Annotated in this window: 8 protein-coding genes; 4 read left to right on the top strand and 4 right to left on the bottom strand. The window is 72.1% G+C overall.

The window, feature by feature from the left end:
* Window position 1: 1 nt before the first annotated feature.
* The 4 genes from IFT88_RS02900 to IFT88_RS02915 form a co-directional block, all read right to left on the bottom strand.
* Window positions 2-1,066, bottom strand: a complete 1,065-nt coding sequence (locus IFT88_RS02900; RefSeq protein ID WP_342212059.1) for a glycosyltransferase — start codon at window positions 1,064-1,066, stop codon at window positions 2-4.
* Window positions 1,063-5,778: a PKD domain-containing protein gene (locus tag IFT88_RS02905; RefSeq protein WP_192118779.1), complete on the bottom strand. Its 4,716-nt coding sequence runs from the start codon at window positions 5,776-5,778 to the stop codon at window positions 1,063-1,065. The genes IFT88_RS02900 and IFT88_RS02905 overlap by 4 nt, the downstream gene beginning before the upstream one ends.
* Window positions 5,779-5,892: 114 nt before the next feature.
* Window positions 5,893-6,555: a hypothetical protein gene (locus IFT88_RS02910; protein ID WP_192118781.1), complete on the bottom strand. Its 663-nt coding sequence runs from the start codon at window positions 6,553-6,555 to the stop codon at window positions 5,893-5,895.
* Window positions 6,539-7,861, bottom strand: a complete 1,323-nt coding sequence (locus IFT88_RS02915) for a hypothetical protein (protein ID WP_043593289.1) — start codon at window positions 7,859-7,861, stop codon at window positions 6,539-6,541. Before IFT88_RS02915 ends, IFT88_RS02910 begins: the two co-directional genes overlap by 17 nt.
* 253 nt (window positions 7,862-8,114) lie before the next feature.
* On the opposite strand from IFT88_RS02915, the gene IFT88_RS02920 reads away from it, so the two are divergent.
* The 4 genes from IFT88_RS02920 (at window position 8,115) to tsaD (ending at window position 13,039) form a co-directional block, all read left to right on the top strand.
* Complete coding sequence (locus tag IFT88_RS02920) at window positions 8,115-10,601, top strand: right-handed parallel beta-helix repeat-containing protein (RefSeq protein WP_192118783.1); 2,487 nt, start codon at window positions 8,115-8,117, stop codon at window positions 10,599-10,601.
* A gap of 88 nt (window positions 10,602-10,689) precedes the next feature.
* Window positions 10,690-11,364, top strand: coding sequence for a tRNA (adenosine(37)-N6)-threonylcarbamoyltransferase complex dimerization subunit type 1 TsaB (gene tsaB / locus IFT88_RS02925; RefSeq protein WP_192118785.1), 675 nt, complete (start codon window positions 10,690-10,692; stop codon window positions 11,362-11,364).
* Window positions 11,361-11,900 carry a ribosomal protein S18-alanine N-acetyltransferase gene (gene rimI, locus IFT88_RS02930; protein ID WP_043593283.1) on the top strand — a complete coding sequence of 180 codons (540 nt, stop codon included), beginning with the start codon at window positions 11,361-11,363 and terminating at the stop codon, window positions 11,898-11,900. Before tsaB ends, rimI begins: the two co-directional genes overlap by 4 nt.
* A 101-nt stretch (window positions 11,901-12,001) precedes the next feature.
* Window positions 12,002-13,039 (top strand): tRNA (adenosine(37)-N6)-threonylcarbamoyltransferase complex transferase subunit TsaD, encoded by a 1,038-nt coding sequence (gene tsaD / locus IFT88_RS02935; RefSeq protein ID WP_056229556.1) that lies wholly within the window; start codon window positions 12,002-12,004, stop codon window positions 13,037-13,039.
* Window positions 13,040-13,083 lie beyond the last annotated feature (44 nt).

The following is a 13,083-nucleotide window of genomic DNA, read 5'->3' on the forward strand; positions in this document are numbered from 1 at the left end:
CTCACGGACGGGCCCGGCGTCGACCGACGAGGCGTCGACCACGGGTGGCGGCGATCGCCCGACGGTACGCCGCGACGTGCGCCTCGCCGGCACGGGCCCAGTCGCGAGCCGACAGGTCGGGGCGGGCGTCGTCGTCGAGTCGTGAAGCCGCGTCGAGCGCGTGCTCGACGTCCTCGGCGCCCAGGTCGTCGGCGTACTGCCGGACCCAGTCGGCGCCGACCTCGTCGGCCAGACGGGCGTTGACCTCGTTGGCGGGCACGAGCACCGGCCGGCCGAGCGACAGCGCCGTCAGCACGCCGCCCGAGTTGTGCATCTCGCGGTAGGGCAGCACGACGAGCTCGGCCCGGCGCACCACGTCGATGAGGGCTTCGTCGTCGAGGAACCGCAGGTCGAGGCTGACCCGGGGGTCGTCGGCCGCGAGCCGCTCGAGGCCGTGGGCGAGCTCGGGGGTCGAAGGCTTGCCGGCGGCGTGCAGTCGACGGTCGTCCCCGCGGACGTCGCGGAAGGCCCGGAGGAGGCCGTCGACCCCTTTGTAGCGGCGGATGAAGCCGAAGTACGACACCCGGCCTGCCTCGCGCGACGGCCACGGCCAGCGGGCGAACCAGTCGACGTAGTGGCCGTGGGGGATGAGCGCGCCGAGGGCGTCGGCGTGCTCGGGCGTCTCGTCGTTCAGCCGCACCCAGAGCGCGGTGCGTCGCTCGATCCAGCGCAACAGGACGCGCTCGCGGCGGGAGATGCCGCTCGGCAGCTCGAGGTTGTGCTCGGTGCGGACGATCGGGGTGCGCGTCAGTCGCAGCTTCGTCACCAGGGCGACGGTCAACGCCTGACGCACGAGCGCCTTGAGCGGGCTCTGCCCCGAGACGAGGATCTCGGGCCAGTGCACGTGGAAGACGTCGTAGCGGCCCAGGAGGGCGCCCTTCCAGTAGAAGGTGCGCACCTCGACCCCGGGCACCGCGCCGACGGCGTCCCGGAGCATCACGAGGTAGGGGTTCGTCGTCGGTCGCGGTCGCGGGAACGACTGCTGGACGACGAGCCTGCTCGCGTGCTCCGGGGCGGCGTCGGTCACGGCTTGAAGATGCTCAGGTCGTCGAACGAGACCGTCTGCGGGGCGTTGGTCGCGGAGCCCGAGGCGTAGGCGGCGAGGGCCACCGAGCCGGGGGCCTGCAGGCCGGCGAACGTGTCGGTCGTCGAGACGGTCCACGCGGTGGGCTCGGTCGTGCCGTCGAGCCAGGCCTTCGCCCGGATCGTCGTCGTGCCGGAGCCGCTGACCTCGAGGCGTACGTTGACCTTGGCGCCCGGCGTGACCGTGCCCGGCACCAGCGTCTCGTTCACCAGGGTGACGTTCGTCGACGTGCCCTTGTAGGCGTTGAGCGCGACGACGACGCGTCCGTCCGAGCGGTAGCGCAGGGTCGCGCGGTACTCGGAGTTCGTCGCCACCTTGCGGCCCGTGACGTAGACGTACGTGCCGCCTCCGGTCGCCGCCTTGTCGAGGCTGACGCTGGTGCGCAGGTCGCTGTCGGTCGTGTTGACGCCGGTGAGGGCCATCGAGGTGCTCCAGCCCGCGGCACCCAGGTACTGGGTGCCGACGCCGTTGACGACCGAGTACTGCGAGGCCTGGCCGGTGCGCGTCCAGGCGCCGCCGACGTCGGCCGATCCCCAACCGTTCGTCGCCGAGCGGCCGAAGCCGTCCTGCGCGATCGCGGTGACGACGGGAGGCGCGGTGACCGTCACCGTGGAGGTGCGGGTCCCCGTGGCGCCCTTGTCGTCGGTCACGACGAGGGTCACCGTGTAGGTGCCGCCGGTGGCGTAGTCGTGCTTCGCCGTGCTGCCGGTCGCCGTGCCGCCGTCGCCGAAGTCCCAGGCGTAGGCGGCGACGGTGCCGTCGGAGTCGCTCGAGGCGCGTCCGTCGGTGGAGACCGAGAGCTTGTCGGTCGCCGTCGTGAACGCCGCCGTCGGGGTCGCGTTCGGGATGGGAGCGACCGTGACGGTGCCCGTCGAGGTGCCGGTGGCGCCCTTGTCGTCGGTGACCGTGAGGGTCACGGTGTACGTGCCGGCCGCCGCGTACGAGTGCGAGGCGGTCTTCCCGGTGGCCGAGCCGCCGTCACCGAACGACCAGGCGTAGCCGGTCACGGTGCCGTCGGGATCGGTGGAGGCCGACGCGTCGGTCGACACCGCCAGACCCGTCGCGGCGCTCGTGAACGACGCCGTGGGGGCGACGTTCGCCGGCGGGGCCGGGGCGACGGTGACCGTCCCGGTCGAGGTGCCGGTGGCGCCTTCGCCGTCGGTGACCGTGAGGGTCACGGTGTAGGTGCCGGCCACGGCGTAGGTGTGGCCGGTGGTCGATCCGGTGGCTGCGATCGTGCCGTCGCCGAAGTCCCAGCGGTACGACGCGATGGCGCCGTCGGCGTCGGACGAGGCCGTCCCGTCGACCGCGACGGCGAGGTGGTCCACGGTCGAGGTGAAGGAGGCGGTGGGCGTCGCGTTGACGCGGGGCGGCGTCACCGTGACGGTCGCGGTCGAGGTGCCGACGGCACCCCGGTCGTCGGTCACGGTCAACGTGACCGTGTACGTGCCGCCCGCGGCGTAGGTGTGCGTGGGTGCGACCTCCGACGCCACGGCGCTGCCGTCGCCGAAGTCCCAGGCGTACGAGGCGACCGAGCCGTCGCTGTCGGCCGAGGCGCCGCCGTCGAAGGCGACTCCGAGGCCGGTGGTCGCCGACGAGAAGGCGGCCACGGGAGCCGCGTTCGGCTTGTTCGTGCCGAGTGCGTAGTGCTGGGCGATCGTCGTGGCGTCGAGGGGGCGCGCGTAGACCGCGGCCTCGTCGAGGCTGCCGGCCCAGTAACCCGAGCCCGAGTTCCACGAGCTGTCGCCGCCGAGGCGCCAGTACCCGCGGTAGCCGTCCGAGGCGGTGGTCGGGTTCGACCCGACCTGGGCGCCGTCCACGTAGAGCTTCATCCCGTCGGAGCCCTGCGTGGCGACCACGTGGTGCCACCGGCCGTCGTTGTAGCTCGCGGTGCTGCTCGCGAGGTTCATCTGACCGGTCCAGTTGCCGAACTGCAGTCGCCCGTCCTGCTCCATGTAGACGTGGCGGTCGTAGTTGCCGCTGTAGCCGGTCTGCTGGCTGCCGAAGCCGATCAGCTTGCCGCCCGAGGTCGTCGTCGTGTTGAACCAGGTCTCGAGCGTGTAGTTGTTGGGCGAGTCGTACGAGGTGGTGGTGGCCACGCCGGCGTCCTGCCCGTTGAAGGTCGCCGACCGTCCGGTGCCGCCGACGGCCGAGGGGCCGCCGGTCGTCAGGCCGCCGGTGGAGACGCCGTTCGTGCCGATGGGGGAGGAATCCGTCGCGACGGCGGTCGAGTCACCGTCGAGACGGAAGTACGCCTCGGGGTCGTCCTGGAACACGCGGGTGCCGTAGGCGTCGGCGGGCGAGGTCGGAAGCTTGCTCGTGCGTCCCGAGGCGACCCACTGGCCGTCGACCTGCTGGGGGCTCAGGGCCTTCGGGTACACGGACACGTCGTCGATGTCGCCCTGGAAGTACGGAGCACCGTCCCAGTTGTTGTCGCCACCGATGCGCCAGTAGCCCGTGTAGTCCTGGGCGCTGGTCGTCCCGGCATCCGTCGCGATCTTCTTGCCGTCGACGTAGAACGACTGACCGGCCGAGCTCAACGTGCCGACCACCTGGTGCCACTGGCCGTCGTTCAGGGCGGTCGGGCTCGTGATGATGCGGCTGGCGTTCGGGTACACGCCGAACGAGACACGGCCCCGGGGGTCCATGTAGAGGTGGCGGTCGTACGAGTTCGAGGCGCCCGTGTTCGAGTTCCCGAAGCCGACGATCTTGCCTCCGGTCGTCGACGTGGTGCGGAACCATGCCTCGACGGAGAAGGTCTGCGGTCCGGTGATCGCCGAGGTGGTCGACGAGAGCCCGGTGTCGGTGCCCGAGAAGGTGCTCGAGCCGTCCGAGTCGGTCGACGCCTGGCCGGTGGCCCCGCGCGTCACGCCGGCCTGGGCCTGCTGGTCGTCGAAGGCGATCGAGTCGTAGACGGTCGAGCCGCTCTTCTCGCCCAGGCGCCAGAAGGACGTGGCCCCGTCGCCGGCCACTCGCTGCTGGTAGGGCGAGGGGGCGGTGGTCGAGACGGTCACCGACACGGTGTCACCGAGGACGGTGTTGCCGAGCGGGTCGGTGGCGCGCACCCGGTACTCGTGCGTGCTGCCCGGCGTGAGCCCCTTGTCGACGAAGCCGATGGAGGGTCGCTTCCAGAAGGTCGAGGGCGTGGTCGTCGAGTAGACCGGCGTCGTGAGGTTGCCGTCGCGGTAGACCTGGTAGGCCAGGTTGGCGTTGTCGCGGTCCCAGTTGGACTGCCACGCGACCCGGACGCTGCCGGACTCGAGCGAGACGAGGGTGGGCTTGAACAGGGCACCCGAGTACACCGGGCCCTCCTTGTTCGGAGCGATGCTCGACACGGCGAAGCGGGTCAGGCCGTACTGGGCCTTGCCGTTGACCGTCGGGAACTCCCCGCCGTAGACCACGTACTTGTCGTTGGCGGCGACGCTCCACGGCCCCTGGTTCTGGCCGGTGTAGCTGCCGGTGCCGAAGTCGGGGAACCAGTTGAGGATGCTCGGGGCCGGGTTGCCCGCGAAGTTGTAGTAGCCCATGGGGTCGTTGGTGACCGTCTGGGTCGCCGAGTCGCTGAAGGCCATCGCCCGCTGGAAGGTCCACGGGTTGGTCTGCGGCTGGCCGCCGATGTTGCCGCAGTAGTGCGGGTGTCCTGCGATGTAGACGGCCGTGCTGTTCGCGGCGACCGAGTAGGTGTCGCCGTGGCAGTCCTCGACCCAGACGAGGTCGCCGGCCCAGGTCGACTTGAAGGCACCCTCGAGACGGCCGCCGCCACCGAAGGTGTAGCCCGAGCCGTAGACGCCGTTCGCCGTGGCGCTCAAGCTGTAGATCGCGGCCTGGCCGCCGCCGTTGCGGATGACGTCGTTGGCCTGGAACGGCAGGTTCGCCGCGGAGGTCGGGTCGACCATGGCGAGACCGTAGCCGGGCTGCGACGAACCGTTGACCGAGTTGAACGACCCGCCGAGCACGATCTTCGACCCGTCCGGGCTCGCGACGAGGGCCAGCACGTCACCGCCGGCGATCTGGGGTGCCCACGGCAGGTTGGTGCCGTTGGCCGCCGTCACGGCGGCGGCCTTGGTGCGCGTGTCCTTGCCGATGCTCGAGAAGACGCCGGCGACGTAGACGTTCGGGCCGACGGCGGCGATGGCGTTGACCGTCGCGTTGGTACCGGGGTTCCAGCTGGTCACGAGGGCGCCCGTGGTCGGGTCGAGAGCGGCGAGGCGGTACTTGTTGACGCCGTTGACCTTGGTGAAGGCGCCACCGATGTAGAGGCGCTTGCCGTCGGGGGAGGCGGCGAGGGCCTTGACCTGGCCGTCGATGACCGGGGCGAAGGTCGTCGAGAGGGCTCCCGTGGTGATGTCGTACGCCAGCAGGTAGCTGCGGGGGACCTCGTTGACGCCGGGCGCCGAGCCGGCCGGGCGCGCCTTGGTGAACTTGCCGGCCGCGTAGACCGTGTTGCCCACGATGACCTGAGAGAAGACCGAGCCGTCGATCTGCGGCGTGGGCAACGCGTCGGCCGTGACGGTCGCCGGGGTCGACGGCGCCGTCGGGTCGGCGGGTGCGGAGTCGGCCTGGGCGGGCTGGACTCCGATCAGGACGGACAGGAGCACGGCGGACGCAGCGACGATCGCGGGTAGGCGAAGGCGCGACGAGACGGTTCTTCCCATGGGGGAGCCTCATTCGGGTCGGGTAGGCGTCATCGGCATTCGGGTACCGATGGCTTGACGACTATAAGGTCCCCCCAAGGGGGGACAGTGGCCCCCGTTGTGGGTACAGGAGTACTACGAGGTCGATCCCTCGAAGACGACGACCGGCACGTCGACGGCGTAGTCGAAGGTCAGCCGGAGGTCGTCCTGCGCGTCGGCGGGCACGGAGAACACGTAGACGCCCGTGGCGGTGGTGCCGGCCGCGACCGACGCCGGGAACGAAGAAGTCCCGGTCGAGAACGTGTTGGCCGGCGTCCGGCCGGTGCCGTAGGCCAGGTTGACGACGACGGTCGACAGATCGACGGGGGCGGCCGAGCCGTTGTACACCTCGAGCTCCGCTCGGACCGCGGGGCCCGACACCTCGCCGGGCAAGACGGCCTCGCCGTCGACTCCGTCGAGGCTTTTCACCCGGACCGTCACCCCGTCGACGACGGTGGGCGACTCGTCGAGGCCGACGGGTGGTGACTCGGGTGTGTCGGGGCCCGCGGCCGGCGGCGTGGTCGACGTCGGCGCGTCCATGGACGAAGGGTCCGCCGGGGAACCCGGCGCATCACCGGTCGGCTGCGAGGTCGAGGCCGTGTCGTCCGTGGAGGGTCCGCCGTCACCGCGGCCGGTGAGCACGAGGGCGACCACCACGGCGACCACGACGACGACGCCGACCGCCACGGTGACGATCAGACGGCGTCGGCGGGGGGTGGCGGGGGTCGACCCGGTGGTCGGTTCACCTTCTGGCGACATGGGGCACTCCTGGTTCGGGGCGGGGGAGGAACGCGAGGGCGAGGGCGAGCACGAGCGTCGGGAACGACGTGTAGAACGGCGCGAAGAAGACGTTCCAGACGCTCTGCGACGCGGCGTAGAGCAGCAGTCCGCTGGCCGTCCCGTCGGCGAGGCGACGGACCACGCCGACCGCGAGCACGACGATCGCGGTGGCGACGAGCAGCAGGCCGACGATGCCGGACTGGGCCCAGAGGTCTCCGAACACCGAGTGCAGTTCGACGTGGCCGCCGAACATGAAGCGTTCGACGTAGCCGTTGTTCGGCTGGTAGCCGATGGCGTTCATGCCCTCTTTCGCGACCTGCACGTCTTCGGGGGTCGGCACGGAACCGGTGCCGAAGCCCCACGGGTGGTGCTCCATGAGGCCGACGGTGGCCGCGAGTTCGGGTCGTCCGCCGAGGATCAACGACCCCGACTGCCGCAATTGTTCGAGGCTGCGGGCCTGCGTCGTCACACCGAGGTAGCCGTCGAGGATGAGGGCCTGTCCCAGCTGGTAGACCGCCACCCCGAGCCCGCCCAGTCCGAGGACGACGGCGACCGCCGACGGTCTCCGGTGCGGGCGGACGATCGCGATCTGCGCGAAGACCAGCAGTGCGGCCAGCAGCAGCAGCCCGAAGGCCGAGCGCGAGTCGTTCAGTGCTGCGACCACGATGAGCACCGTGAGGGCGCCGAGTTCCCATCGGCGGCCGAACCGGGCGGCGAGGGCGAGCAGGATCACGGTCACGGGCAGCGCGAAGCCGAACTTCCAGGGGTTCGTGGCGAACAGTGTGGTGTCGGGGGTGAATCCGAGCGCCAGCCCGATGCCGAACCAGAGGGCGGCGCGAGGAGACGTGAGGACGTCGCGACCCCAGACGAACAGGCCGACGCTGAAGACGGTGCCCACGAGGAACACCGTCCCGGGGATGACCGCGGTCGGGTCGGTCTCGTGGTCGGCGGCGTTGGCGACGCCCAGCCACAGTCCGGCGGCCGTGGCCAGCAGGCCCAGCCCGACGAAGAGCGTGCCCCCGTGCTGACGACGCAGGTGGGCCCACCAGACCGGCAACATGACGAGCGCGACCACGAAGCCGACCTGGAGGCTCTGCGGCAGGGTGAAGCGCATGCCCAGCAGGACGAGGCAGGCGGCCGCGAGTCCGCGTACCCACGCCCGCGCCTCGAGCGGGGCGTCCCGTCCGCTCGGAGCGCCGAGGGTCGGCGGGCGCCACGAGGAGGCGCGCGCGACCCCTCGACGCAGGGTCGCCGAGGCCCTCGGGCCGGCTTCGAGGGGCGTCATGCGTGAACTCTAGGCGACGGCGGTGGGTGGCCGGACACCCCTGACGGGTGGCACCCGGAGGGATGCCACCCGCACGGAGGGCACCCCCAAGGGGGCTGACGGGCCCTTGCCAACCGCGCATAGATGTATGAGGATTCGTTCTTGTCTTCGCCGAGGTCCCGACTCGACTCGCCGTAGCCCCGATCGCGCAAGCCCCCGTCCTGGGGGCATGTGCTGAATCCATCAGGACTCCACCCCGACGAAAGGAGCGCCGATGCTCGACGCCTCCGCGCCTCAGCTCGACTCACCGAACCGCACCCGGACGGTCCTCGGCGCCATGACCATGGCGGTGGCCTGCGTCGCCGCCGTCCTCGTTCCCGCGACCAGCGCCTCCGCGGCTGCCACGACCGTCGCGTCCGACGCCTCGGGTCGCACGACGGCGGGCGGCTGGGGTGCCGCCGACAAGGGAGGCACCTGGACGACCTGGTCGGGGCCCACCAAGGCCACCTTCGCCGTGGGTGGCGGGGTCTCGTCCATCACCGGGCTCGTGCCGGGAGGGTCGGCGACCGCCGCGCTCGCAGGGGTCTCGGTGCAGGACGTCGAGGTGCGCGAGACCATTCGCCTGCCGCAGACCACCGGGGGTTTCTACCAGGGGTGGGAGCTGCGCCGTCAGAGCGACGGTTCGGCCTACCGTGGGCGTCTCGAGCAGGGCTCTTCGGGGACGGTCGCCCTCTCCATCACGAAGGTCGGCAAGTCCGGCGAGAAGGATCTCGGCCGGGTCGCCCTCCCGTCGGGCGTGACGAAGGGCTCGGCCGTCTCAGTCGCCTTCCGCGCCGTCGGCACGGGGTCGGTGAGCCTGCAGGGCAAGGGCTGGGCCGCCGGCACGACCGAGCCCGGCTGGCAGCTGTCGTCGTCGGACACCGCCGCCGATCGCATCGCCAAGCCCGGCGCCGTCGGGCTCTGGCAGTACTCGAGCTCGTCGAACAAGACGGTGACCACCACGACCTTCGACGACCTCTCTGTCGTCCAGTCGCCCCAGGACGCCGTGCCGGTCCCGGTGCCCGTCCCCACACCGACCCCGACGCCGGCCCCCGCACCGACGCCGGCCCCCGCGCCGGCACCCACCCCCACCCCCGACCCGACCCCGACGCGCGGTTCGGTGCCCGTCGGTTCGGCGTCCTACGCCGTTCCCTCCGGCGCCCTCTTCGTGGCGCCGGGCGGCAACGACTCGGCGGCCGGCAGCCAGGCCGCCCCGTTCCGCACCCTCGGTGCCGCCGTCGCGAAGGCCAAGGCCGGCGGGACCGTCGTCCTGCGGGCCGGCAGCTACAACGAGAGCGTCGTCGTGCCGTTCAACAAGCCGCTGACGATCCAGGCCTACCCGAAGGAGGCCGTCTGGCTCGACGGGTCCGTGCCCGTCTCGTCCTGGCAGCGCTCGGGTTCGGGGTGGAGCACCCCGTGGACGTCGTTCCCGTCGTCCGCACTGCTCGGCATCGCCGACAACCCGCGCTTCCTGTCGCCGTCGTTCCCCCTCGCCGGGCGTCCCGACCAGGTCTTCCTCGACGGCGTGCAGCTGACGCAGGTCACGCCCGACAAGCTGGCCCCCGGCACCTTCGCTCCGGACCCCGCCGGTGGACGGGTGCTGATCGGCAGCGACCCCTCGGGGCACGAGCTGCGCATCAGCAACAAGCAGCAGGCCATCTGGGTGCAGGCGCCGGACACGACGCTGCAGGGCTTCGGCGTGCGCCGCTACGCGACCCTCGACTCCGACCGGGGCACGATCCGCCTCGGCAACACCGGCGCCACCGCGCAGGACCTCGTCGTCGTCGAGAACGCCATGATCGGCGTGAACCTCGAGAACAACGGCGGCACCCTGCGCCGGCTGACGGTCGAGCACAACGGCATGCTGGGCATCGGCGCCAACGCGTCCTACGACATGTCGCTGTCCGATTCGGTGGTCCGCGAGAACAACTGGCAGCGATTCAAGGAGACCCCCGTCTCGGGCGGAGTGAAGATCACGCGGTCGCGCGGCGTGACCGTCTCCAACAACGACGTCAGCCGCAACTACAGCTCGGGCCTGTGGCTCGACGAGTCCGTGTACGACTCGAAGGTCGTGGGCAACACGGTCGTCGACAACGAGTGGACGGGCATCCAGCTCGAGCTCTCGAGCAAGGCCGTCGTCGCGGGCAACACCGTCACCGGCGGCAAGACGGGCATCCAGATCATCGGCACCGACGACGTGCGGGTCTACAACAACTCCGTCGGCGGCTTCAGCCAGTTCGGCATCAAGGTGCTGCAGGACGAGCGTCGTCAGGCCACGGCGGCCACCGGTCAGGACCGTCGTCGGCCCATCCCGGACCCGACCATGAGCTGGGTCACGGGCAAGATCACCATCGCGAACAACGCCTTCGGCAGCGGCGGGTACTACCAGGTCTACGTCCTCGACTCGAAGACCAACCGCTCGGCCGACTCGATGGGCGTCACGGTGACCGGCAACGCGTTCAACCAGCGCCGCACGACGTCCCAGGCCACCCTGGTCGGCTGGGGGGCCGGTGACAACAAGACGGTGACCCGGTTCGACACCGTGTCGGCGCTCTCGGTCAAGAACTCGTCGTGGCGCAACGTCGAGACGTCGTCCGTGCTCGACCTCGGCGGCATGACGAGCCTGCTGACCTCGTCGCTCGGCATCGTGTCGGCCCTGCCGTCCGACATCGCCGCGCTCCTCGGACAGCCCGGGACGGCGCGTCGCATCGGCGCCTTCTGACCGACCCGACGGAGCCCGGCCCCGGCCGGGCTCCGTCACCCGTCAGGAGGCGCGGGTCGGCTTCCCGACACCGCCTACGATTGACCCCGTGATCCTGGCCATCGACACCTCAGCCGGCTCGTCCGTCGCCGTCGTCGACCGTGACGGCGGCGTGCTCGCCGAGCACACGGTCGCCGACACCCGGCGTCACGCCGAGGTGATCGGCCGCCTGATCGACGACGCCCTGCGCGAGGCCGGCGTGACCCCGTCCGAGCTCTCCGCCGTGGTCGCCGGTCGCGGCCCCGGCCCCTTCACGGGCCTGCGGGTCGGCATCGCCGCCGCCCGCGCCTTCGCCTTCGGCGCCGGCGTCCCGTGCCTGTCGGTCGGCAGCCACGACGCCGTCGCGTTCGAGCGGCTCTCGGCGGTGGCCGGCCGCTCCGTCGGCGCCGCCGGCGGGCCCGTCGACTCGCCGCTCGTCGTCGTCACCGACGCCCGCCGTCGCGAGGTGGCGTACAGCGCGTGGTCGGGGCTCGACGACGACGGCCTGCCCGTGATCGTGGCCGGCCCCGCCCTCGTGAGGCCGGCCGACCTCGACGAGGCGACCGGCGCCTCCTCGTCCTGGCCGCGCACCGACCCCGACGCGACGACGGTCTCGGCGGCCGCCCTGGGCATGCTGGCCGAGCGTCTCTTCGAGCACGGTCGCGCGTTCGCCGACGCCGAGCCGTTGTACCTGCGCGAGCCCGACGTCACCCCGTCGGCCGGTCCCAAGCCGGTCACGCGATGAGCGTCCTGTTGCGCACGGCCACCCTCGACGACCTCGACGGCATCATGGCCATCGAGACGTCGACCTTCGTCAACGACGCCTGGTCGCGGGCGAGCATGACGCACGAGCTCACCGCCCCCGGTGGTCGGTACCTCGTCGCGACGGCCGAGGGGGACGACACCACCGTCATCGGTTACGCGGGCATGCTGGCGCCGAGAGGGGCTCCCGAGGCCGACGTCCAGACCATCGCCGTGCTCGCGGAGCACCAGGGGCAGGGGCTCGGTCGGGCGATGCTGACCCAGCTGCTCACCGAGGCCCGTCAGGGCGGCGTGCGCGAGGTGTTCCTCGAGGTGCGGGCCGACAACCCCGGGGCACAGCACCTCTACGAGACGCTCGGCTTCGAGCGGATCGCCGTCCGCCCGCGGTACTACATGCCCGACGGGGTCGACGCGGTCGTGATGCGACTGCGCGTCCCGCCGGCCACCACCGAGACCACCCCGGGCCCCGTCGAGCCGTTCGGCGACGCGCCCCTCGACGAACAGGACGTCCGCCCGTGACCGTCACCCGCGCCTCCTCGTCCGCCGCTGCCGAGCCCGCCGCCGCCGAGCCGGCCGCCGCCGAGCCGGCCGCCGCCGGGCCGGCCGTCCGCGAGCCGCTCGTGCTGGGCATCGAGACCAGCTGCGACGAGACCGGCATCGGCATCGTGCGCGGCCGCACCCTGCTCGCCAACGTCATCTCGTCGTCGATGGACGAACACGCCCGCTACGGCGGCGTCGTGCCCGAGGTCGCCGCGCGCGCCCACCTCGAGGCGCTCGAACCCGCCCTCGCCGCGGCGCTCGCCGAGGCCGGCGTCACGACGGCCGAGCTCGACGCGATCGCCGTGACGAGCGGGCCCGGGCTCGCCGGTGCGCTCATGGTCGGCGTCGGTGCGGCCAAGGCCCTCGCCCTGGCGACGGGCAAGCCCCTCTACGCCGTGAACCACCTCGTCGGCCACGTCGGAGCCGACGTGCTGCGCGACGACGGCAGCGAGCTCGAGCTGCCCACCATCGCGCTTCTCGTCTCGGGGGGCCACACCTCGTTGCTGCACGTGCGCGACCTCGTCGACGACGTCGAACTGCTCGGCGAGACGATCGACGACGCCGCGGGCGAGGCGTTCGACAAGGTCGCCCGCCTGCTCGGCCTGCCCTACCCCGGGGGGCCCCAGATCGACCGCGTCGCCGAGGGCGGCGACCCGAGGGCCGTCCGCTTCCCGCGGGGGCTGACCCTGCCGAAAGACCTGTCGAAGCACCGGTACGACTTCTCGTTCTCGGGGCTCAAGACGGCCGTCGCCCGGTGGGTCGAACAGCGTCGCAGCGAAGGAGGCGCGGTGCCGGTCGCGGACGTCGCCGCCAGCTTCCGCGAGGCGGTCGCCGACGTCCTGCTCACCAAAGCTCTCGCGGCCTGCGCCGACCGGGGCGTGCCCCGCCTGCTGCTCGGCGGGGGAGTCGTCGCCAACGCCCGCGTGCGCGAGCTCGCGGCCGAGAGGTGCGCCGCGGCCGGGGTCGAGCTGCGCGTGCCGCCCCTCTCGCTCTGCACCGACAACGGTGCCATGATCGCGGCGCTCGGCGCCGAGCTCGTGTCCCGGGGCCGGGCGCCGTCGCCGCTCGACTTCGGGGCCGACTCGACGTTGCCGGTGACGACGGTCCAGGCGGTCTGAACCCCGAGGCGGGGCCCGGGCGACCCGCCCCGGTCGGAGGCCAT

Source organism: Frigoribacterium sp. CFBP 8751 (genome assembly GCF_014841545.1).
Lineage (GTDB): Bacteria > Actinomycetota > Actinomycetes > Actinomycetales > Microbacteriaceae > Frigoribacterium.

Excerpts from the sequence above, each read along its gene's own strand:
- IFT88_RS02905 (WP_192118779.1), bottom strand. The coding sequence starts at position 5,778 with ATGGGAAGAACCGTCTCGTCGCGCCTTCGCCTACCCGCGATCGTCGCT.
- IFT88_RS02910 (WP_192118781.1), bottom strand. The coding sequence starts at position 6,555 with ATGTCGCCAGAAGGTGAACCGACCACCGGGTCGACCCCCGCCACCCCC.
- IFT88_RS02915 (WP_043593289.1), bottom strand. The coding sequence starts at position 7,861 with ATGACGCCCCTCGAAGCCGGCCCGAGGGCCTCGGCGACCCTGCGTCGA.
- IFT88_RS02920 (WP_192118783.1), top strand. The coding sequence starts at position 8,115 with ATGCTCGACGCCTCCGCGCCTCAGCTCGACTCACCGAACCGCACCCGG.
- rimI (WP_043593283.1), top strand. The coding sequence starts at position 11,361 with ATGAGCGTCCTGTTGCGCACGGCCACCCTCGACGACCTCGACGGCATC.